The sequence below is a fragment of the Streptomyces sp. CB03238 genome (assembly GCF_002099185.1).
GTDB lineage: Bacteria > Actinomycetota > Actinomycetes > Streptomycetales > Streptomycetaceae > Streptomyces.
Genome location: NZ_NBCN01000006.1, coordinates 312,593 through 332,888, shown reverse-complemented (window position 1 = coordinate 332,888; position 20,296 = coordinate 312,593). Strand labels below are relative to the sequence as shown.

The 20,296-nt window shown below is 72.6% G+C and carries 22 protein-coding genes; 10 read left to right on the top strand and 12 right to left on the bottom strand.

Annotated elements, in window-relative coordinates; genetic code table 11:
• Positions 1–28 precede the first annotated feature (28 nt).
• On the bottom strand, positions 29–274 hold the full coding sequence (locus tag BKD26_RS12920; protein ID WP_084897961.1) for a DUF397 domain-containing protein: 246 nt from the start codon (positions 272–274) through the stop codon (positions 29–31).
• Positions 271–1,101: a helix-turn-helix transcriptional regulator gene (locus BKD26_RS12915; protein WP_084897960.1), complete on the bottom strand. Its 831-nt coding sequence runs from the start codon at positions 1,099–1,101 to the stop codon at positions 271–273. The genes BKD26_RS12920 and BKD26_RS12915 overlap by 4 nt, the downstream gene beginning before the upstream one ends.
• 138 nt (positions 1,102–1,239) lie before the next feature.
• Here BKD26_RS12915 and BKD26_RS12910 point away from each other — a divergent pair, with 138 nt between their 5' ends.
• A complete protein-coding gene (locus BKD26_RS12910) occupies positions 1,240–1,626 on the top strand; it encodes an ATP-binding protein (RefSeq protein ID WP_084897959.1) in 387 nt (128 codons plus the stop codon).
• A 2-nt stretch (positions 1,627–1,628) separates the two neighbouring features.
• Here the strand turns inward: BKD26_RS12910 and BKD26_RS12905 are convergent, their stop codons facing one another.
• The gene (locus tag BKD26_RS12905) at positions 1,629–1,946 is read right to left on the bottom strand and encodes a hypothetical protein (RefSeq protein ID WP_084897958.1); all 318 of its coding nucleotides are present in this window, start codon (positions 1,944–1,946) and stop codon (positions 1,629–1,631) included.
• A 1,866-nt stretch (positions 1,947–3,812) separates the two neighbouring features.
• Complete coding sequence (locus tag BKD26_RS12900) at positions 3,813–4,619, bottom strand: maleylpyruvate isomerase family mycothiol-dependent enzyme (RefSeq protein WP_084897957.1); 807 nt, start codon at positions 4,617–4,619, stop codon at positions 3,813–3,815.
• A 123-nt stretch (positions 4,620–4,742) separates the two neighbouring features.
• Between BKD26_RS12900 and BKD26_RS12895 the strand changes: the two genes are divergently transcribed.
• From BKD26_RS12895 to BKD26_RS39080, 3 genes are read left to right on the top strand one after another with little or no spacing between them, the layout of a single operon-like run.
• Positions 4,743–5,348, top strand: a complete 606-nt coding sequence (locus BKD26_RS12895) for a dihydrofolate reductase family protein (RefSeq protein WP_084897956.1) — start codon at positions 4,743–4,745, stop codon at positions 5,346–5,348.
• Positions 5,349–5,388: 40 nt separating this feature from the next.
• A complete protein-coding gene (locus BKD26_RS12890) occupies positions 5,389–6,600 on the top strand; it encodes an MFS transporter (protein ID WP_347104768.1) in 1,212 nt (403 codons plus the stop codon).
• Between the two features lie 3 nt (positions 6,601–6,603).
• A complete protein-coding gene (locus tag BKD26_RS39080) occupies positions 6,604–7,089 on the top strand; it encodes an NUDIX domain-containing protein (protein ID WP_107417834.1) in 486 nt (161 codons plus the stop codon).
• On the opposite strand, the gene BKD26_RS12885 is transcribed toward BKD26_RS39080, so the two are convergent.
• The 3 genes from BKD26_RS12885 to BKD26_RS12875 form a co-directional block, all read right to left on the bottom strand.
• Entirely contained in the window at positions 7,037–7,435 is a 399-nt protein-coding gene (locus BKD26_RS12885; RefSeq protein ID WP_084897955.1) for a DUF1992 domain-containing protein, read from the bottom strand. The two genes, BKD26_RS39080 and BKD26_RS12885, sit on opposite strands and share 53 nt — an antisense overlap.
• 18 nt (positions 7,436–7,453) lie before the next feature.
• Entirely contained in the window at positions 7,454–8,596 is a 1,143-nt protein-coding gene (locus BKD26_RS12880; RefSeq protein WP_084897954.1) for a lipase family protein, read from the bottom strand.
• 84 nt (positions 8,597–8,680) lie between these two features.
• On the bottom strand, positions 8,681–9,682 hold the full coding sequence (locus BKD26_RS12875) for an AraC family transcriptional regulator (protein WP_084897953.1): 1,002 nt from the start codon (positions 9,680–9,682) through the stop codon (positions 8,681–8,683).
• Positions 9,683–9,775: 93 nt separating this feature from the next.
• Here BKD26_RS12875 and BKD26_RS12870 point away from each other — a divergent pair, with 93 nt between their 5' ends.
• Positions 9,776–11,317, top strand: coding sequence for an AMP-dependent synthetase/ligase (locus BKD26_RS12870; protein ID WP_084898018.1), 1,542 nt, complete (start codon positions 9,776–9,778; stop codon positions 11,315–11,317).
• A gap of 120 nt (positions 11,318–11,437) precedes the next feature.
• Here the strand turns inward: BKD26_RS12870 and BKD26_RS12865 are convergent, their stop codons facing one another.
• Positions 11,438–11,641, bottom strand: a complete 204-nt coding sequence (locus tag BKD26_RS12865; protein ID WP_003967102.1) for a cold-shock protein — start codon at positions 11,639–11,641, stop codon at positions 11,438–11,440.
• Between the two features lie 261 nt (positions 11,642–11,902).
• Here BKD26_RS12865 and BKD26_RS12860 point away from each other — a divergent pair, with 261 nt between their 5' ends.
• Positions 11,903–12,769, top strand: coding sequence for a menaquinone biosynthesis protein (locus BKD26_RS12860; RefSeq protein WP_084897952.1), 867 nt, complete (start codon positions 11,903–11,905; stop codon positions 12,767–12,769).
• Here BKD26_RS12860 and BKD26_RS12855 read toward each other — a convergent pair.
• A complete protein-coding gene (locus BKD26_RS12855) occupies positions 12,766–13,776 on the bottom strand; it encodes an alpha/beta hydrolase-fold protein (protein WP_107417833.1) in 1,011 nt (336 codons plus the stop codon). The two genes, BKD26_RS12860 and BKD26_RS12855, sit on opposite strands and share 4 nt — an antisense overlap.
• A 118-nt stretch (positions 13,777–13,894) precedes the next feature.
• On the opposite strand from BKD26_RS12855, the gene BKD26_RS12850 reads away from it, so the two are divergent.
• The 3 genes from BKD26_RS12850 to BKD26_RS12840 all read left to right on the top strand — a co-directional run bounded on the left by BKD26_RS12850 (position 13,895) and on the right by BKD26_RS12840 (position 17,482).
• Positions 13,895–15,583 (top strand): serine/threonine-protein kinase, encoded by a 1,689-nt coding sequence (locus BKD26_RS12850; protein ID WP_084897950.1) that lies wholly within the window; start codon positions 13,895–13,897, stop codon positions 15,581–15,583.
• Positions 15,584–15,668: 85 nt separating this feature from the next.
• A complete protein-coding gene (gene mqnC / locus BKD26_RS12845; RefSeq protein WP_084897949.1) occupies positions 15,669–16,868 on the top strand; it encodes a cyclic dehypoxanthinyl futalosine synthase in 1,200 nt (399 codons plus the stop codon).
• Between the two features lie 11 nt (positions 16,869–16,879).
• Positions 16,880–17,482 (top strand): hypothetical protein, encoded by a 603-nt coding sequence (locus tag BKD26_RS12840; RefSeq protein ID WP_084897948.1) that lies wholly within the window; start codon positions 16,880–16,882, stop codon positions 17,480–17,482.
• A 66-nt stretch (positions 17,483–17,548) separates the two neighbouring features.
• On the opposite strand, the gene BKD26_RS12835 is transcribed toward BKD26_RS12840, so the two are convergent.
• Complete coding sequence (locus BKD26_RS12835; RefSeq protein WP_143662643.1) at positions 17,549–18,343, bottom strand: hypothetical protein; 795 nt, start codon at positions 18,341–18,343, stop codon at positions 17,549–17,551.
• Positions 18,344–18,381: 38 nt separating this feature from the next.
• A complete protein-coding gene (locus BKD26_RS12830) occupies positions 18,382–18,909 on the bottom strand; it encodes a SigE family RNA polymerase sigma factor (RefSeq protein ID WP_084897946.1) in 528 nt (175 codons plus the stop codon).
• Positions 18,910–19,064: 155 nt separating this feature from the next.
• Here BKD26_RS12830 and BKD26_RS12825 point away from each other — a divergent pair, with 155 nt between their 5' ends.
• Positions 19,065–19,760 carry a demethylmenaquinone methyltransferase gene (locus tag BKD26_RS12825; protein ID WP_084897945.1) on the top strand — a complete coding sequence of 232 codons (696 nt, stop codon included), beginning with the start codon at positions 19,065–19,067 and terminating at the stop codon, positions 19,758–19,760.
• On the opposite strand, the gene BKD26_RS12820 is transcribed toward BKD26_RS12825, so the two are convergent.
• Positions 19,757–20,281 (bottom strand): GNAT family N-acetyltransferase, encoded by a 525-nt coding sequence (locus BKD26_RS12820; RefSeq protein WP_084897944.1) that lies wholly within the window; start codon positions 20,279–20,281, stop codon positions 19,757–19,759. The two genes, BKD26_RS12825 and BKD26_RS12820, sit on opposite strands and share 4 nt — an antisense overlap.
• Between the last annotated feature and the right edge of the window lie 15 nt (positions 20,282–20,296).

Sequence of the window (20,296 nt, the reverse complement as noted above, 5' to 3'; positions counted from 1 at the left end):
ACAAAACAATTGTTATCCGGGCTGCGACTCAGACTACGCCGAGGAACGCCGACCACGCGCCGGGTGTGACGGCGAGCTGGGGACCGGCGGGGTTCTTGGAGTCGCGAACGCGGATGGTGCCGGGGGTGGCGGCGACTTCGACGCAGTTGGGTCCGTCGTTGGTGCTGTGGCTGCTCTTGGTCCAGGCGACTTCGACGCAGTCGGGGCCGTCGTTGGTGCTGTAACTGCTCTTGTGCCACTCCGGTGTGGTCCCGGCAGAGGGCATGAGGCTCATGTTTCTCCCCGAATCTTCTCGATGAAGGCCAGAGACTCCCGAGGGGTGAGAGCCTGGGCCCGGATCATGCCATAGCGCATCTCAAGAACCTGGACTTCCCTCGGGTCGGAGATCAGGCGGCTCGTGAGCTGCACCTCGTCGTGTCCCACTGCGGTGCCGTCCTTGAGCTTGAGCACACGCAGCGAACCGGCCAGGCCCGCGTGCTCCTCCGCCTCCGTAGGCATAACCTGGATCTCGACGTGCCTCAACGTGGCCAGTTCCAACAGGCGTTCGAGCTGGTGTCGCAGAACCATTCTGCCCCCGATGGGGCGTCGTAGTGTCGCCTCTTCCTGGACGAATGTCAGCAGTGGCGCCGGGCTCAGCTGAATGATGTCCTGCCGCGCCATCCGTGCGCCCACCTGCCGTTCGACCTCCTCCTCTCCGTATGCCGGTCGCCTCAGCCTGTACAGGGCGCGTGCATAGTCCTCGGTCTGCAACAGGCCGTGCACCACGGTGTTCGTGTACGCACCCATCTCGACCGTGTTCGCCTCCAACTTCGCCAGGTCCCGGACCTTCTTCGGGTACCGCGCCTCCGCAACGTCCTTCTTCATCGCGGCGATCCTGCCGCCCGCGTCCAGGACCTCGTCCGCCCGCTCCAGGTACTCGGGCCTTGGGATGCGCTTGCCGGCCTCGACCTTGTAGACGAGGTTCTCGCCGTAGCCGATGGCGTTGCCGAACTCGGCCGGTTTGAGGCCCGCCGCCTCGCGCCACAGCTTCAGTTGCCGGCCCACCGCCGTGATGACGGCCCGGGAGTCGTCGTCTTCCAGGCCCAGTTCCTCGTCGCTCATTCCTCCGCGCCCCGCTTCCCCTGTCCGCGTACGCGCCTGGACCGGGCTGGACAGCGCCAGGACAGTCACCGCCGGTACAGGCTTCATCACTGTTCAGGGTAGGCACGCCCCGCCACTCTGAGTGACGTGAATCACGAAATGACTCTCACTCGCCACTTCAGCGTCCAGCTGTCGTCCACCCGCCGGGGCGCCCGGCTGGCCCGGTTGCTCGCGGTCGAGCAACTTCGTTCCTGGGGGCTGCCGTTCGACGCGGCGGCGCAGGTCGTCGCCGAACTGGCAGCCAACGCCGTCGTCCATGGGCGTGTGCCCGGGCGGGACTTCCGGCTGGCGCTCATCGTGGCCGAGGGCACCCTCCGTATCGAGGTGACGGATACGCGGGGTGATCGTATGCCTGTCGTACGGAAGCCGTCCGGCGCCGAATCCGGGCGTGGCCTGCTGCTCGTCGAGGTCCTTGCCGATCGGTGGGGCGTGACCCCCGGCCCGGTGCCCCGCAAGACGGTGTGGGCCGAGCTGGGCGGGGTGTGAGGTCAGACGCTCAGCGCCCACAGCGACAGGCCCGACGAAACCGGGAAGGCAAGGGCGCCCAGCACGGCCAAGCGGGCGGGGAGGGACAGGCGGCGCATGCAGGGGGCGTAGTACAGCAGCGTGAGTGCGCCTCCGGCGACGACGGCCACCAGCGCCGCCCCGAGCAGCAACGGCGGGAACTCCCCGTCGGACAGCGCAAAGAGGCCCACGATCAGCATGGTGATCGCCAGAGGGGTGAGCGAGAGGACCGTCACCGTCCAGATCACGGCGGCGAGGACGACGGACGGCGTCGTTCCCCGGGGAGCCGGTGCGGTGCGCATGGGTGGGGGCCTTTCTTGCCGGGTACGTCGTGGACGGCACCAGTCTGTGGTGGACGGCCGTGGCCCCACATGAGCGGAAGTACTCAGAACGGCATCAGACCGGAACCGCATCTACCGGCGGCCCTGGCATCCGGCGCGTTCACCGAGGTGTCGGTCACGGGCTCCCCGCGCGCCCTCCGCCGCAGGGCCCCGGGAATCCCCGCCCTGGTCATGCCGGCCGTGTGGGCCGCCCTCTCTCCGAGTGTGGCGGGCTCCGGCGCCCCCTCAAGGGCGCTTCGCGTCGGCTTCGCCGATGGGCTTCGCCCACCCTTGACCGGCCGCCTCCGCCCGCCCTTTTCACACTCGGAGGGCGGCCCAGGGGAACGGGTCCACGGGGGGCGCCCCTTGGCCCGTGCCGTTCGTGGCCGGGAGGCGGGTGCTGGAGGGGGCGCGGCAGTGGAATGGGGCGGTGGCGGCTGGGCTAAGCGGCTGCGGCCCGTCTCTGGGTTGCGGTACAGGACCTCGCTCCGGTGGGTGGTGGGTGCGCCGCAGTGGTGTGGGGCTTCTGGGCTCGGCTCGGCGACTGCGGACGGGTGAGGGGCTGAGGTTCAGGCAGGTGGCTGGGGTGGGGTGGTGGCTGGGCCTGGGTGTCGCCCTGACGAAGGGGAGCCCGGCCGCCCGGTGGCCGGGGCGAAAGCGTCGGCGCGGCAGGGAGGTCCCACCCGTCTCTTTGGTCGCACCAGTAGGGGAGTTGTGGGCGGTGTGGGACACCTTCCCGTCGTGGTGTCCGGGGTCGGGGTGTCCCATCCCGCCCACAACTCCGGCAAGGCGATACGGCTGTGGCTGGAGGGAGCGGAGGGGTTGTCCTGTGGGTCAGATGAGGTGTCCGGGAGCCCCGGGACTGCCTGCGGGCCCCGCAGAGCCGCAGCGGGGCCGAGGGCACCGGTGACCGGAGGCCGCCGGACTCCTCAAGGCGAGGGGACTGGGCCCCGCACCGGATGCCTGACTCGCCCGACGCGACACGACGACCGGCGCCTGGTGTCATGCGGGCGCGGCGTGCGGGGGCTCGAAGTCCCCCTGGCCCCGCCTGCCTCACCAGGGCGCCTCACCGGCCCCCACCGTCACACCGGCACCAGCGCTGGGGAGTTGTGGGCGGTGTAGGACACCTCCCGGCGATGAGCATCCGGGCACGGGTGTCCTATCCCGCCCACAACTCCGGTGGTCTGATACGGGTGTGACTGGAGGGGCCGTCCCTTCCTGGACTTCCCCGGGCAGGAGAGCAGCGGGTGTGCCCCGGCGGCTGGGGTCGGGCGCTGGCCGGGAGGCCGTGGCCCCAGGTCCGAGCCGAAGGCCAGATCGGGCCGGGAGCTTCACCGTGCCGCCGCCCGGCGCCCCGGCAGTGCCCCCGGCCGGGCGGGCTTCGCCCTGGCCCAGCCCCGCACCCACCCGAGCCACTTGCCGGAACCCCGACCCCTCACCCGTCCGCAGTCGCCGAGCCGAGCCCGTTGCCCCATGCCACTGGGGCGCACCCACCACCGGCAGGAGCGAGGTCTTGTACCGCAACCCAGAGACGGGCCGCAGCCGCTTAGCCCACCAGCCACCGCCCCATTCCACTGCCGCGCCTGCCCCGGCCCGGCCGCCTCGGCCACGAGCGCCGGCAAAGCAGTGCGCCCCCCGGATGCCTGCTCCCCGGGGCCGCCCTCCGAGAGAAAACGCGCGGGTGGAGGCGGCCTGTCAAGGGTGGCCGTAGGCCATCGGCGAAGCCGACGCGAAGCGCCCTTGACAGGGTGCCGGAGCCCGCGACTCTCGGAAGGGAGGGCGGCCCGGAACGGCAACCGTGAACAGAAGGCCCACCCCCGGGGCGTGGGCCGTGACCGAGATACCGGCTCAGAAGACCACCCGCGCCGCCATGACCACCGCCTGGGCGTCCGGGTCGCCCTGGCATTCGAGGGTGCCGCGCGGGGGGCGGCCCGAGAGGTGGCGCATCATCGTCACGGCGTCCGCCTCGACGGCCACGGCGGGGGTGCCACGGCCGAGCATCCAGCGGCCGCCGGCCGGGCCGGAGAGGTCCAGGAAGGTCGGGGGGCCGGTCCAGCGGAGGGCGAGGTCCAGCAGGACCTGACCGACGACCTCCCGGTCGTGTTCGCGCAGGACCAGCTCGTGGCCGGTGGCGTCGCAGACGTCCACGCGGTGCATCCAGGTGTCGCGGGTGAGCAGGACCCTGGCCAGGTAGTCCATGGAGTCCTCGGGCAGCTCCTTCGACTCGGGGAAGAGCGGGCTCAGGCGCATCCGCCGCCGTACGGCGACCGGCATGCGCTCCACCGCGCGCACGCCCTGCGGGCCGAACCGGGTCAGCAGCCCGACCAGGACGTGGGGCGGTACGGAGCGGCGGGCGTCGACCTGGCACTGGTTGTGCGCGGCCAGGGGCATCAGCTGCGGGTGGCGCCGGCGGCCGCGCAGCGTCCGGCCGACGAGCAGCCAGGGCCGGGCGAGCTCCTCGTACTGCCCCACCACATGGGCGGTGAGGTCCCGCACGGTCCAGCCCTCGCACGCCGTGGCGCGCGGCCAGTCGGCGGGGGCGAGCCCGCCCAGCGCGGCGAGCATCGCGTGGACTTCGGCGGCGTTCACCGCCCGCGCCCGCACCGGGTGCGTACGGGGGATGTCGAGGGCGGCAGCCCGTGTGGTGGCGACCATGGTGTGCCTCCGTACTCCCCGAGACACCTCCCCGAGACACGACTCACGCTACGCCCGTCGCGATGAGTTTTCCCGCCGCTCGCGGTCCACCCTGCACATACGACCGACGCGAGGAGTTCCACCATGACGACCAAGGTCTACACCGGCGCCAGCATGTCCCTCGACGGCTACATCTCGGGGCCGGACGAGACGGGCTTCGACAAGCTGTTCGCGTGGTACGAGGGCGGTGAGGTGACGGTGGAGACCACACATCCGGAGCTCACCCTCCACCTCACCGAGGTGAGCGCCACGCACTGGCACCGGCTCGTCCAGGAGACCGGGGCGCTGGTCGTCGGGCGCAAGCTGTTCGACCTGACCGGCGGGTGGGGCGGCAACCACCCGATGGGGGTGCCCGTCGTGGTCGTCACCCACTCCGTTCCGGACGGCTGGCCCCGTGAGGGGGCACCGTTCCACTTCGTCACCGAGGGAGTGGAGCAGGCCGTCGCGCTTGCCCGGCGACTCGCGGGGGACGGCAAGCACGTCGGGGTCAACGCCGGCACGATCGCCCAGCAGTGCCTGGACGCCGGGCTGCTCGACGAGGTCGGCATCGACCTGGTGCCGGTGCTGCTCGGCGGCGGGACGCCGTTCTTCCGGGACCTGAAGGGCGCGCCGTACGAGCTGGAAGGGCCGGTCTCGATCGCCGAGGGCAAGGGCGTCACGCACCTGCGCTACCGGGTGCGGTACGCGTAAAACGTTTGTGCGGGGCCCGGCGTACGGCGATCGTTGGGCGGTGCTGACCGAGAAACGGGCGACGCTGAGCCGCCCCATGGTGCTGCTCCTCGCCGTGGCCTGCGGCGTGGCCGTAGGCAACATCTACTTCCCCCAGGCGATCAGCCCGCTCGTCGCCGCCGGCCTGCACGTCACGCCGGACACTGCCGCGCTGATCGTGACGGCGGCGCAGTTCGGGTACGCGGCCGGGATCTTCCTCCTCGTACCGCTCGGGGACCGCTTCCCGCACCGTCCGCTGATCGTCACGCTCCTGTCGGTCACCGGCGTGAGCCTGCTCGCCGCGGGTGCCGCGCCCGGGCTGTCGCCGCTCGTCGCGGTGAGCGCGCTGGTCGGCGTGACGACCGTGGTCGCGCCGCTCGTCGCGCCCATGGCGGCGGGCCTGGTGGCCGACGACCGGCGCGGGGCCGTCACCGGCACGCTGCTGGCCGGGTCCATCGGCGGCATGCTGCTGTCCCGCGCCGTCGGCGGGACGCTCGGCGAATGGCTCGGCTGGCGGGCGCCGTACGTGCTCGCGGCGGCCGCCTCGCTGCTCATGGCGGCCGTCCTGGCCCGTACGCTGCCGCCGCCGACCGCCACGGCGGGCGACGCGCAGCCGTACCGGGCGCTGCTCGCCGCCCCGCTGCGGCTGCTGCGCGCCGAGCCCGAGCTGCGCCGCTCGTGCTTCTACCAGGCGACGGTCTTCGGCGCGTTCACCGCCGTCTGGACGGGTGCCGCGCTGCTGCTGACGGGCCCGGTGTACGGGCTGGGCGCCCAGGCGGTCGGCGTCCTCGCGGTCGTGAACGTCGGCACCATGCTCGCCACCCCGGCGGTGGGCCGGGTGGTCGACCGCCGGGGCCCCGACGCGGTGAACCTCGTCTGCTTCATCGCGGTCGTCGCCTCCGCCGCCGTCCTCGCGCTCGGCGGCCTCGGCGGGGCGGCCGGCCTGACGGCCCTGGTGCTGGGCACGCTGCTGCTGGACGTGGCCATGCAGGCCGGCATGATCGCCAACCAGGTACGCATCTGGGCGCTGCGCGCCGGCGTACGCAGCCGCCTCAACTCCGCGTACATGATGTGCGCGTTCCTCGGCGGCGGCCTCGGTTCATGGGCCGCCACGCGCGCGTACACCCGCTTCGGCTGGCCCGGCGTGTGCACGCTGATCGCCGCCCTCGCCTCACTCGCCCTCGCCCGCCACCTGCTCCGCCCCGGGACCACCCGGACCACCCGGAAGGCCTGACCCATGCGCATACCCCGGCCCGCCGCCCGCGTCGCCGTCCTCGCCCCCGACGGGGCGGTGTTCCTCTTCCGCTACGACAACGAAGAGGTGGGCGTCCACTGGGCCTTGCCCGGCGGCGGCCTGGAGCCGGGTGAGACCCCGCGCGAGGGCGCCCTGCGCGAGCTGCGCGAGGAGACGGGCTGGTACGACGTGGAGCCCGGGCCGCTGCTGTGCACCTGGGAGCACGACTTCACCCGGGCCGGTGTCCCCGTCCGCCAGCACGAGCACATCTACCTGGCCCACAGCCCGCGCCGGGACCCGGCCGACGACGCGGCCGCCGCGCGCGCCGCCGACACGATCCTCACCTGGCGCTGGTGGACCCCCAGGACCTGGCCGCCCCCGACGCCGAGCCGGTCTGGCCACCCCGGCTCCCGGCCCTGCCAGGGGCGCCGGAGGCCTAGCGGCGGGACCGCCACTGCCGTACCAGCTCTTCCGCGTCGAACGGCGTGAGCCGCAGCGGGGGGCCCGCCGGGGGGCGGCGGAGGGCTTCGGCGATCTTCTCGTTGATGTCGGCGACGATCCGCCGCACCGCCGCCTCGCTCGCCGCCCGCCCCGCCGCCTCCCGCGCGTCCTCCGCCTCCTTGCGGAGGGCGAGCGCGGGCGGCAGGACGGGGGCGATGCCCTCGCGGTGCATCTTGCCCTTGACCCACCACAGTTCGTCGTACGGGGCGGTGTCGTCGGGCAGCGGCTTGCCGAAGCCGGACAGGTTCCGGAACTCACCGCGTTCGGTCGCCTCGCGGATCTGCTTGTCGACCCATGACTCGACGTCCACGCCGGGCGGTTTGCGTTCGGTCATACGATCCAGGCTAGACGGTCAGCAGTTGCCGGACGCGGGCTTCCCGGCGAACCGGTCCGCCAGCCAGTCGGCCGCCCTCGGGGACTCGGTGATGACACCCGAGATGTGCTCGCCGACCACGATGGTCCGCCAGTTCACGTCGGCGCCCTTGGCGCACCAGTCCTTACGCAGCCCCGACCCCAGCGAGTACGGGATCAGCTCGTCGGCGAGCGCGTGGTACAGGTACACCGGGTGGCCGGGCGCCTTCGTACCGAGGTCCGACTCGGCGAGCCGGGCCTGCCACTCGGGCGTCTCCAGCGGGTTCTTCACCGTCAGGTCGGAGATCCGCTTGAAGGAGCCGACGACCGTGTCGACGGCCACGCAGTTGTTCCGGAAGAAGCCGATCAGCGCCTTGCCGGCCTGGTTCAGGTACGAGTCGAGCTTCAGCTCCGGGTACGCCGCGTCCTGCCCGGCCGCCGCCATGAACAGCAGGCCCGAGCCGTACGAGCCGTCGTGCACGGGCGCGAGGCTCGCCAGCCGCGCCGGTACGCCGCCGGTCGCCGTGCCCTTCACCTTCAGCTCGGGGGCGTACGAGGAGTGCAGCTCGGCCGCCCAGCTCGATGCCTGGCCGCCCTGCGAGTAGCCCATGATGCCGACCGGGGTGTCCGTACCGAGGCCCGCCTCCGGGAGGCGGATCGCCGCACGGGCCGCGTCCAGCATGGCGTGCCCGGCGGAGGGCCCGGCGGTGTACGTGTGGTCGCCGGGCGTGCCGAGGCCCTCGTAGTCGGTGACCACGACCGCCCAGCCCCGCCAGGTGAGCTGCTGGATCAGGTTGGCCTCCATGGTGGTGCCCTTCGGGAAGCCCGCGCTCGGCGCGCACGAGTCGCCGAGGCCGACCGTGCCGACGGCGTACGTGATCAGCGGGCGCGGCCCGGTGCGGCCGTCCTGCGGGACGATGACCGTGCCGGAGACGACGTTCGGGGCGCCGGTCGCCGAGGTCGAGCGGTAGTGGATCTTCCAGGCCTTGGTGGCGGTCGGCTGGCCGGGGAGGGGGTGGAAGGCGGAGGGCTCCGAGCTCACGAGGTCGCCGGGACGGGAAGTGGTCTCCTCCGCGAGGGCGGGGGTGGCGGAGGACAGGGCGAGTGCGGCCACACAGGCCAGCACCCTGGTACGTACACGCATGGGCGGCTCTCCCTACGTCCAATGGGGGGTGAGGAGACCGTAGTGACTCACGAGTAAGTACGGGGCTGACCGGAACGCTCAGCTTCACTGACCCCGGTACGCACCCGGAGTCGTCCCCGTCCACCGCCGGAACGCCCGGTGGAACGACGTGTCCTCCGAGAACCCCAGCCGCGCCGCCAGCTCCGCGATCGGCTCCCGCCCCTCCGCCAGCCCCGCGATCGCCGCGTCCCGCCGGACCGTGTCCTTCAGCCGCTGGTACGAGGTGCCCTCCCGCTGGAGCCGCCGCCGCAGCGTCGCCGGGCTCACCGCCAGCCGCGCCGCGACCTCGACGAGCGTCGGCAGCCGGGGCGAGGCCCGCAGCGCCCGGGCGAGCGCGCTGTGCACCTGCTCGGCCACGGTCGTGCCGTACGCCCGGCGGCTGAGCAGCTCGAAGGGTGAGCGGCGCAGCATCACCGCCAGGTCGTCCTCGTCCCGTACGAGCGGGGCGGCCAGCCAGTGGGCGGCGAACGCGGCCTCCGTCGCCCCGGCCCCGAAGCGGACCGGGCAGCCGAAGAGGGGCCCGTACTCGTCGCGGTGCGGGGGCGGCGGGTAGGCGAAGTGGGCCCGCAGCAGCGGGATGCGACGGCCGACGAGCCAGCTGCACAGCCGGTGCCAGATGATCATCAGGCACTCGTCCACGAACGGGTCCGGCAGCGCGCCGCGGACGGTCAGGACGGCCTCCGCCTCCCCGCGCCGCAGCGCCAGGTCCGGCCCGCCCGGGAACAGCCGGTAGAACGCCGTGCCGCGCTCGACAGCCGCCCCCAGGTCACGGCAGCCGAGCGAGGCGTAGCACATCATCGCGAACGTCCCGGGGCGGCTCGGGGCCGGTCCCAGGCCCAGGAACTCGTCGCCCGTCGCCCGGTACAGCGCCCGGAACAGCAGCGCGAACTGCGACGGGGTGACCCGCGCCCGGTCGTCCCCCGGCAGCAGCGGCGGGATGCCGGCGGCCTGGAGGAGCGGCACGGTGTCGAGCCCGTGCCGCCGCGCGCCGCGCAGCAGGGCCCGCACGTGGTGCACGGTGATGGTCCGCTTGGCCGTGGACGCCATGTTCAGGGACGGTAGCGGGATTGAGCGCGGAGGTCAGCGGGGCTGACGTTTCCCGTCATGCCGCGCGCCCGCCGGGGTCCCTACCGTCACGCCATGACCCTGAAACGGCCTGACACGCTGGCGGTGTTCACCGAATGGGCGGGCGAGCGGTACGGGGACCTGCCCGCGCTGCGCCACAAACGGGACGACGGGGCGTGGACCCCGGTCTCGTACGAACGGCTCCGGGCGACCGTACGGGAGACGGGCCAGGGCCTCATCGCCCTGGGCGTGGCCCCCGGCGACCGGGTGGCGATCCTGTCCGAGACGCGGGTGGAGTGGACGTACGCCCACTTCGCCGTGCTCGCGGCCGGCGCGGTCGTCGTGCCGGTCTACCCGACGGCGGGGGAGGAGGAGCTGGCCTGGGTGCTCGGCGACTCGGGGGCGTCGGTGGTCCTCGTGGAGGACGCGGCGCAGGGGGCTCGGGTCGCGGGGGTACGGGGGCGGCTGCCCGCGCTGCGGCACGTGGTGGAGCTCACGGGGCTCCACGGCACGGGAAGCCCCGACGCGCTGCTCGCCCGCGCCGCCGCCGTCCGCCCCGCCGACGGCGCGGCGATCGTGTACACGTCCGGCACCACGGGCCCGCCCAAGGGCGTCCGCCTCACCCACGGCAACCTGGGCGCCGTCCAGGACGCCACGCTGCCGCTCATCGAGGGCGGCCCCGGCGACCGCACGTACCTCTACCTCCCCCTCGCGCACCTGCTCGCCCAGCTGATCCAGTTCTCTACCCTGCTGTACGGCGGCGAGCTGTGCTACTTCGGCGGGCGGATCGAGAACGTGGTCACCGAGCTGGCCGAGGCGCAGCCCACGCACCTGCCGTCCGTGCCGCGCCTCTTCGAGAAGGTGCACTCCATGGCGCAGGCGTTCGGCGCGACGCCCGAGCAGGTACGGGAGGCGCTCGGCGGCCGGCTGCGGTGGGCGCTGACGGGGGCGGCGCCCATCGCGCCGGAGACGCTGGAGTTCCTGGCGGAGTGCGGGGTCCAGGTCTTCGAGGGGTACGGCATGACCGAGTCGGGCGGCGTGATCTCGCTGAACCACCCCGGCGCGGTGCGGTACGGGACGGTCGGGCGGCCCGTCGCGGGGTGCGAGGTGCGGATCGCCGGGGACGGGGAGGTGCTGGCGCGGGGCCCGATGGTGGCGGCGGGGGAGGTCGCGGACGACGGGTGGCTGCACACGGGGGACCTGGGGGCGCTGGACGAGGACGGGTTCCTGACGATCACGGGCCGCAAGAAGGACCTGATCATCACGTCGTCGGGGAAGAACCTGAGCCCGGCGGAGGTGGAGCTGCTCATCGAGCGGGCGCCGGTCGTCTCGCACGCCGTCATGGCCGGCGACCGCCGCCCGTACCCGGTCGCGCTGATCACGGTGGACGCCGACGCCGTCCGGGGCCTGGACGCCGACGCCGTACGGGCCCTGGTCCAGGACGCGGTCGACGCGGCGAACGCACGGGTGTCGCGGCCGGCCCGCATCCGGGCGTTCACGGTGCTGGAGGAGGATTTCAGCGTCGCCGACGGGGTCCTGACACCGACGCTGAAGGTGCGGCGGAAAGCGGTGCTGGAGCGGTACGCGGCGGAAATCGACAAGCTGTACGCGCGATAGCGGAAAAGGCAGGAGCCCTTTCCGTGCGGCCGTGCGGCCGGACGGAAAAGGCTCCTTGGGTACTACTTACTCGGGTACTGAAAGTACTGAAAGTCGTGCGCGATCGCCGACCCGGGCAACTTAGGCCGGGGTGACGTTCTCCGCCTGCGGGCCCTTCGGGCCCTGGGTGACGTCGAAGTTCACGACCTGGTTCTCCTCGAGGGAGCGGAAACCAGACGCGTTGATCGCGGAGTAGTGGACGAAGACATCCGGGCCGCCGCCGTCCTGGGCGATGAAGCCGAAGCCCTTTTCAGCGTTGAACCACTTGACGGTTCCGGTAGCCATAAGCCCTCCCATGGGCCAAAGGGTTGCCCTGCTCCAGAACCTGCCAAACAAGTCTGAAAACTACAAAAGCCTGCGGGTCACATGCTCCGCAGGCTCTGTACTGCAAGGGAAACCAAACTGCAACTTGCGTTGAGCCTAGCACGCAGCGTGTGCGCATGGGTAGAGGGAAAGATCACGTCACCCGGATGTTTGACAGAGTTCATCCGTGCTGACGGCGGACCCGGCGATGCCCGCCGTACGAGACGGGTCTAGCCTCGCGTTGTGGACAATTCAACCGACGACCACCACCAGCTGCGGAGCCGGCCCCGCGTCGGACACATCCAGTTCCTGAACTGCCTCCCCCTCTACTGGGGCCTGGCCCGCACCGGAACGCTCCTCGACCTCGAGCTCACGAAGGACACCCCGGACAAGCTCAGCGAGCAGCTCGTACGCGGCGACCTCGACATCGCCCCCGTCACCCTCGTCGAGTACCTGCGCAACGCCGACCGGCTCGTCGCCTTCCCCGACCTGGCGGTCGGCTGCGACGGTCCCGTCATGTCCTGCGTGATCGTCTCGCAGCAGCCGCTGGAGGGACTGGACGGGGCGCGCGTCGCACTAGGCTCCACCTCGCGCACCTCCGTACGCCTGGCGCAGCTGCTGCTCGCCGAGCGGTACGGGGTGGCCCCCGACTACTACACCTGCCCGCCCGACCTCGGCGTGATGATGCAGGAGGCGGAGGCGGCGGTCCTGATCGGGGACGCCGCGCTGCGCGCCTCGCTGCACGATGCCCCGAGGCTGGGCCTCCAGGTCCACGACCTGGGGCAGATGTGGAAGGAGTGGACGGGGCTGCCGTTCGTCTTCGCGGTGTGGGCGGTCCGCAAGGACTACCTGGCGCGCGAGCCCCGTGTCGTGCGCCAGGTGCACGAGGCGTTCCTGGCCTCCCGCGACGTGTCGCTGGAGGAGGTGGCGAAGGTCGCCGAGCAGGCCGCGCGCTGGGAGGCGTTCGACGCGGTGGTGCTGGAGAAGTACTTCACGACGCTGGACTTCCGCTTCGGGACCGAGCAGCTCGCCGGGGTACGGGAGTTCGCTCGCCGGACGGGGCCGACGACCGGGTTCCCGGCGGACGTGACGGTCGAACTGCTGACTTAGGGAGCGGGTATGGGGGCCTGCATGTGCTCGCTGATCCACTGGATCGAGCCGTCTCCCATGCCCTTCACATAGGTCTTGGCGTTGTGCTCGCCGTCCGGGATCACCTGGAGGCGGCTCTTGACCGGCCCCTTGGTGTACCTCCTGATGAAGGACTGCACGTTGGCCACGCCGGATTCCTTGCTGCCGATCTGGAACGCCAGATACACCTCGCGGTCCTTGGAGTCCGGCTCGGCGCCCAGCAGTCGCGCCAGCTTCTCCGGGTTGTTCGCCTGCCGCTCCTTCTCGTGCCCGGCCCACAGGGGCGAGTCCGGGACCGTGTCCGGTCCGGAGGCGATGACGGCCTTGAACCTGTCCGGGTGCTTCAGTACGGACTTCAGGCCCACGAACGCGCCGGACGACGAGCCCATGAACGCCCAGCCGTCGCGCGAGGCGAAGGTGCGGAAATTCGCCCGGACGAAATCGGGAACGTCCTCCGTCATCCAGGTGCCCATCTTGGGCTGCCCCGGGATGTCGCTGCCGTCGTAGTAGTGCTCCTTGTCCGGGTTGAGGACCGGCATCACCACGACGAAGGGCAGGCTCTTGCCCCGCTTGGACCACTCGCTGATGCTGCTCTGCAGCTTGAGGTCGGTGCCCATCCAGTAGTTGTTCGGATAGCCGTTGCCGCCGGGCAGGGCGATCAGCACGGGGAAGCCGCTGTTCGCGTACGTCGGGTCGAAGTACTGCGGGGGCGCCCAGACCCAGACCTTGCCCGTGAAGCCGGACTTGGCGCCGTGGAGCGTCGTCACGCCGATCTTCGTGCCGTCGGGGAGCGTGTTGGCGGTGGTGAACTCCGCCTTGGGGCCGGTCGGCATCAGGGTCTTGGGGAGGGCCTTCCCCTTCGCGTCCGTTGCCCGGGGTGTGGGGGCCGACGCGCTCGGGCCGTCGAAGGAGACCGGAGCCCCTTCGCCGGAGCAGCCGGTGAGCAGGGCGAGGGAGCCGAGGGCGGCGGCGACGACGAGTCGTTTCATGGGAGGACTCCGGGTCTTTCGGGGCATTTACGGCCAGGTAGATGGCCGTGGACCCCAACCGGTTCCGTGTCGTCCGGTCTACGCTGCTGTACGCGTCGACGTACGGGGGGTAAGGGGCATGCAGCCGCTGGAAGTTGGCGATCCGGGGGTCATCGGTCCGTTCCGGCTGCTCGGCAGGCTCGGGGCGGGCGGCATGGGCCGGGTCTACCTCGCCCGCAGCGAGGGCGGCCGCACCGTCGCGGTGAAGGTGGTGCACCCGCACTTCGCGCTGGACGAGGAGTTCCGGGCACGGTTCCGGCGGGAGGTCGAGTCGGCGCGGCGGGTCGGCGGGGACGGAGCCTGGGGATGGACGGCTCCGGTGCTCGACGCGGACCCGGACGCACCGGTTCCGTGGGTCGCCACCGGGTACGTGAGCGGGCCCCCGCTCGCCCGGGCGGTCACCGAGCACGGACCGCTGCCGGAGCACACGGTACGGGTGCTGGGCGCCGGGCTCGCCGAGGCGCTGGCGGCGGTGCACGAGCTCGGGCTCGTCCACCGGGACGTCAAGCCCTCGAACGTACTGCTGGCCCTGGACGGGCCGCGCCTCATCGACTTCGGGATCGCCCGCGCCACGGACGGCACCGCGTCGCTCACCTCCACCGGCGTCTCGGTCGGCTCACCCGGCTACATGGCGCCCGAGCAGATCCTCGGCAAGGGCGTGAGCGGCGCCGCGGACGTTTTCTCGCTGGGCGCGGTCCTCGCGTACGCGGCGACCGGCGCGGCACCGTTCCCCGGCGACTCTTCGGCCGCCCTCCTCTACAAGGTGGTCCACGAGGAGCCGGAGCTGGGCGGCGCCCTCACCGGTGAGCTGCGGGACCTGGTCGCCGCGTGCCTGGCCAAGGACCCGGCCGCCCGCCCCGCGCCGGCCGAACTGGCCGGGCGGCTGGCCCCGGGCGGCGCGGCCGCGCTGGTGTCGGGCGGCTGGCTCCCGGGCCCCCTGGTGGAGCGGGTCAGCCGCGAAGCGGTACGGCTCCTGGACCTGGAGCCCGCGGCGGCGGACCCGTCGGGCTCGGGACCGGTGCCGTTCAGCAGCCCGGCGGTGGGGGCGTCGGGCGGTCCGGTGGTTTCCGGTGTCTTCGGCCCGCCCATCGACCTCGTACCGAGCGGCCCCGTACCGAGCGATCCCGTACCGACCGTGGACGCGGTGCCACCGCCCCGTAAGCCCGTGGCCCTCTCCGTCAGTACCACCTCCGAGCCGACGGCCGGCGGCCGGGGCCGCCGTCTCAGCTGCACGGTCGCCCTCGCGGTGGCGGGTGCCCTTGCGGCGGTGACCGTGGGCGGCGGGTTCCTCCTCGGCCTGTTCGACCGGGGCGGCGACGACACCAACGCGGCCTCGCCCAAGCCCACGACGAGCGCGAGCGGAAGTGCCCCGGACGGCGCGGGGGCGGTCCCCTCCTCCGTACCGAAGGAGTTCCTGGGCACCTGGAAGGGCCCGACCAGGGAAGCGAAGGGCGTGCCGCACGGCGACCTGACGGTGGTCATCACCCGGGGCCGTGAGGGCGACGACGTCATGCGCCTGACCACCACCCTCACGGTCCTGACCGTGACCGCCGAGTGCCATGCCGTCGGCCGGCTGACCTCGGCGGAGCCCGGCAAGCTCACCGTCACCGACCGCACCGACCCGAAGCGGCCGGGTTCGCCCGGCATGTGCACCGCCGGCTCCGCCACGCTGACATTCACCCTCAACAAGGACGGCACCCTCCACTACCAGTCCGACGAGGCCGCGGCCGGCCGGCCCTCCGGCACGCTCACCAAGCAGGGTGGGTGAGGGCTCCGGCCGGGGGCGCGAACCCCTGGCGTAGGCTGGTTCGGTCCGCGCAGAAGCCCTGCAAACCGCCGAAAGGTGTCACCCGGTGACCGAGAAGGCCGACCTTCAGTCCGTCCTCGACCGTGCCGCGGAGGGCGGGCGGATCACCCCCGAGGAGGCGCTCGACCTGTACCGGTCGGCCCCGCTGCACGCGCTCGGCGCGGCCGCGGACGCCGTACGGCGGCGGCGCTACGCGGGTACGGAGCACATCGCGACGTACATCATCGAGCGCAACATCAACTACACCAACGTGTGCGTCACGGCGTGCAAGTTCTGCGCCTTCTACGCCCCGCCCAAGGACACCGCCAAGGGCTGGACGCGCGACCTCGACGACATCCTGCGGCGCTGCGCCGAGACCGTCGAGCTGGGCGGCACGCAGATCATGTTCCAGGGCGGGCACCACCCGGACTACGGCGTGGAGTACTACGAGAAGCACTTCCGCGCCATTAAGCAGGCTTTCCCGCAGCTGGTCATCCACTCCCTCGGTGCCTCCGAGGTCGAGCACATGGCCCGCATCTCGGGCGTCTCCGTCGAGGAGGCGATCTCCCGCATCCACGCCGCCGGTCTCGACTCCTTCGCGGGCGCCGGCGCCGAGCTGCTGCCCGAGCGGCCGCGCAAGGCGATCGCGCCGCTCAAGGAGTCCGGCGAGCGCTGGCTGGAGATCATGGAGATCGCGCACCGGATGGGTGTGGAGTCCACGTCCACGATGCTCATGGGCACGGGCGAGACGAACGCCGAGCGCATCGAGCACATGCGCATGATCCGTGACGTCCAGGACCGCACCGGCGGTTTCCGCGCCTTCATCCCGTACACGTACCAGCCCGAGAACAACCACCTGAAGGGCCGCACCCAGGCCACGCTCTTCGAGTACCTGCGCGTGATCGCCATCGCGCGGCTCTTCTTCGACAACATCGCCCACATCCAGGGCTCGTGGCTCACCACGGGCAAGGAGATCGGGCAGCTGACCCTGCACTACGGCGCCGACGACCTGGGGTCGATCATGCTGGAGGAGAACGTCGTCTCGTCGGCGGGCGCGAAGCACCGCTCCAACCTGCGCGAGATGATCGACATGATCCGCACCGCCGACCGCGTACCGGCGCAGCGGACGACGACGTACGAGCACATCGTCGTCCACGACGACCCGGCGAACGACCCGGTCGACGAGCGTGTCGCCTCCCACATCTCCTCCACGGCGATCGAGGGCGGTACGGCCCACCCGGAGCTCACGCTGCTCCCCGCCACCTGAGCCGGCCGGTCGTGCTCACGATCCACGTCGCCGAGGCCTCGCCCGAGGCCGCGGTGCTCGTCGACGGCGCGTACGTCGCCGGGATCGGCCCGTACGAGGAACTGGCCGCCGCTCATCCCACGGCCCGGGTGCGGCGGTGGCCCGGCATCCTCACCCCCGGGTTGCTCAACCCGTACGGGCCCGAACTGCTGGAGCAGGCCTACCACCCCGACCCGCGCGAGGCGGACCGGTTCGGCACCGAGCCGATCACCGGCGAGCGGGCGCGGGCCCTCTTCCGCGCCGACCCGGCACGGCAGGGCGCCAGTGCCCGGCGCGGGGTGCAGCGGATGCTGGCGCACGGCACGGTCGCCGTCGCCGGTGAACTGCGCGGCCGGGCCGCCCTGGACGCGGTGCGCCGCGCCGGGCTCGCCGTCGCCGCTCACCGCCCGGCCGCCCTGCCGGGACCCCCGTCCTTCTCGCCGGTGCCGCTGGTGCTGCTGCCGGGGCTGACCGCCGGCGGACCGGCGCGGTTCGCGGTGCTCGGCGTACCCGACCGCGCCGCCCTCGTACGGCTCGGCGCCTCGACGTGCGTGGCCACCGTGCTGGGCGGCCGGCTGGTGTACCGGGGGCGTTGAGCCGGCCTCACGGTACGGCCGGCCGGCCCGGATAGCGGCCGCTCCCGCCGGCCGCCGGCGCGGTGCTCATCCGCCATGGACGCTGGTGCTCTCCGGCTGCACCGGATGCTCGTCCGCGTACCGCAGCAGCTCCCTGACGCGCTCGTCGCGCAGGACGTCGGCGAGCTGCCGTGCGGTCACCGGGGCCGAGACGCCGGACGGTGAGACCGTCAGGGCGACACGGCTCCTGCCGTAGCCGAGCACGACACTCGCCTCCAGCGTGCCGGGGGCGTCGACCGGCATCGTGTACGCCTGGACGCGCATGCCCCCGCCCAGGGTGAGGTGCTCGCACGTCATGCTCTTGGCCGGGATGTTCCGGCACTCCGGGAGCGGCTCCTTCCCCGCCGGGCGTACGGAGAACCGCAGGTGGAAGGTCCTGCCGCCCGACTCGATGCGGTAGGCCGACACCATGCCGTCGACCGGCCGTACCTCACCCACGGACGGGGGCAGCAGCTCGTCCAGGAGGGCGGCGGCCTGCTGCTGGAAGTCCGCCAGCCGGGTGCGCTCGGCGGGCGGCAGCTTCTTGGCGGGCTCCTGGCCGGGAGAGGGCGTCGCCGTCACGGGGGTGCGGTACGACGGTGACGCGGCGACCTCGGGCGGGGCGTCGGACGGTGCGGTGACCCCCGGCGGCGCGGCGGCCGGTGAGGCGGGCGCGGGGCCCGTCCCCGGCAGCAGCGCCAGCCCGAGCGCGGCCGCCGTCACCGTCCCGAAGACGCCCCCCGCGGCCGCCAGCCTGGTGCGGGCGCGCCGCCGATGGCCCTGGGCGGCCGCCGCCGGTGCCAGGTCGGGCAGCGGCGGAAGCTCCTGGGTCGTACGGTCCATGACATCTTTGAGCAGTTGTACGTCGTCCACTTCGGGCCTCAGCTTCCGGTGGGGTAATGGGTGGTGGCGTACACATGGGCCTCGCCCAGGCGGGTACGCAGCCGGGCGAGCGAGCGCGAGCACTGGCTCTTGACGGTGGACTCGCTGCACCGCAGCAGGGACGCCACGGTCTCCACGCTCAGGTCCTCCCAGTAGCGCAGCACGACCATCGCCCGTGCCCGGGGCGGGAGTTCGGCCAGTGCGGCGAGCAGCGTGACGCGCAGGTCGGAGGGTTCGGCGGCGTGCGGGCCGGGGCCTGCGGCCTTGGCGTACGCGACCAGGTCGCGCAGCCGGCGCCGCCGTTCGGCGAGGAAGGTGCGGGTGAGGACCGTCTTCGCGTATGCCTCGGGGTACTCGGCCGCGCTCACCCGACGCCAGTGCTGGAAGAGCTTCGCCAGCGTCGTCTGGGTGAGATCGCGGGCGGTCTCCGCGTTCCCGCACAGCAGGTACGCCGTGCGGTACAACCGTTGCTGGCAGGCACGGGCGAACTCCTCGAACCCGTCCCGTGAGCCATGTGGTGCCGGCATCGCCCTCCCCTTCGCCGTCCGCGCCTCTCGCGGCCGTCACCCCTCCCTGAGCGCCGGGCGGCCGGAAAGGTTGAAGAGGAGTTTGGAGGAGGAGTCGGGCCGGGCGGGCAGCGGCCCGTATCCGCCCGCGTCGGCCCGCCTGCCACAATGGGCGGGTGACGCGAGCAACTCTGGACAAGCAGCCGCACGAAGTCGCCTCGATGTTCGACGACGTCGCCGCGAACTACGACCTCACCAATGACGTGCTCTCGCTCGGCCAGGACCGGCGGTGGCGCAAGGAGGTCGCCAGGGCGGTCGACGCGCGGCCCGGCCAGAAGGTCCTCGACCTGGCGGCCGGCACCGGCACGTCATCGCTGCCGTTCGCGGAGGCGGGTGCGTACGTCGTGCCGTGCGACTTCTCGCTGGGCATGCTCCGCGAGGGCAAGAAGCGCCACCCGTGGCTGCCGCTGACGGCGGGCGACGCCACGAAGCTGCCGTTCCGGGACGGGGTCTTCGACGCGGTGACGATCTCCTTCGGGCTGCGCAACGTCCAGGACACGGACGCCGCGCTGCGCGAACTGTACCGGGTGACCAAGCCCGGCGGGCGGGTCGTGATCTGCGAGTTCTCCCACCCCACCTGGGCGCCGTTCCGGACCGTGTACGAGGAGTACCTGATGCGCGCGCTGCCGCCGGTCGCCCGCGCGGTCTCCTCCAACCCCGACGCGTACGTGTACCTCGCCGAGTCCATCCAGAGCTGGCCCGACCAGCCGACGCTGGCCGGGCTCCTGCAGAGGGCCGGCTGGTCGAAGGTGGCGTGGCGGAACCTGACCGGCGGGATCGTGGCCCTGCACCGGGGCACCAAGGCCGGTTAGAGCTCCAGGCGGAAGCAGTACCCCTCCTGCCCGCCGCTGTCAGGAATGGCGTACGTCTCCGCCCGCTCCATCCCGAGCCGCCGCGCCACCGCCACCGACCGCTCGTTGCGGGTGTTCACCATGGCGACCACCCGCTCCACCCCCGCCGCCCGCAGCCGCTCCAGCGTGGCGCGGGCGGCGGCCGTGGCGTACCCCTTGCCCCACGCGGACCGCGCCAGCCGCCAGCCGATCTCTATCTCGCCGACCGGCCCCCAGGTGCGCGGCCACGGCTGCGCGCCGGTGAAGCCGATGACCTCGCCGTCCTCGTCCAGCAGCGTCCACAGGCAGTAGCCGAGTTCGGCGTCGTGCCGGCGCTGCCGGGCGGTGATCTCGTGGTACGCCGACAGCTCCGCCGGGCCGCCCTGGAAGAACTCCATGACCTCCGGGTCGTCGAAGACCCGGTGCCAGGCGTACGCGTCCTCGTCCGTCGGCACGCGCAGCCGGACTACGGGCTGGACGGCGGCGGGGAGCAGCTCGGTCATCGGGTGGCCCTTCGG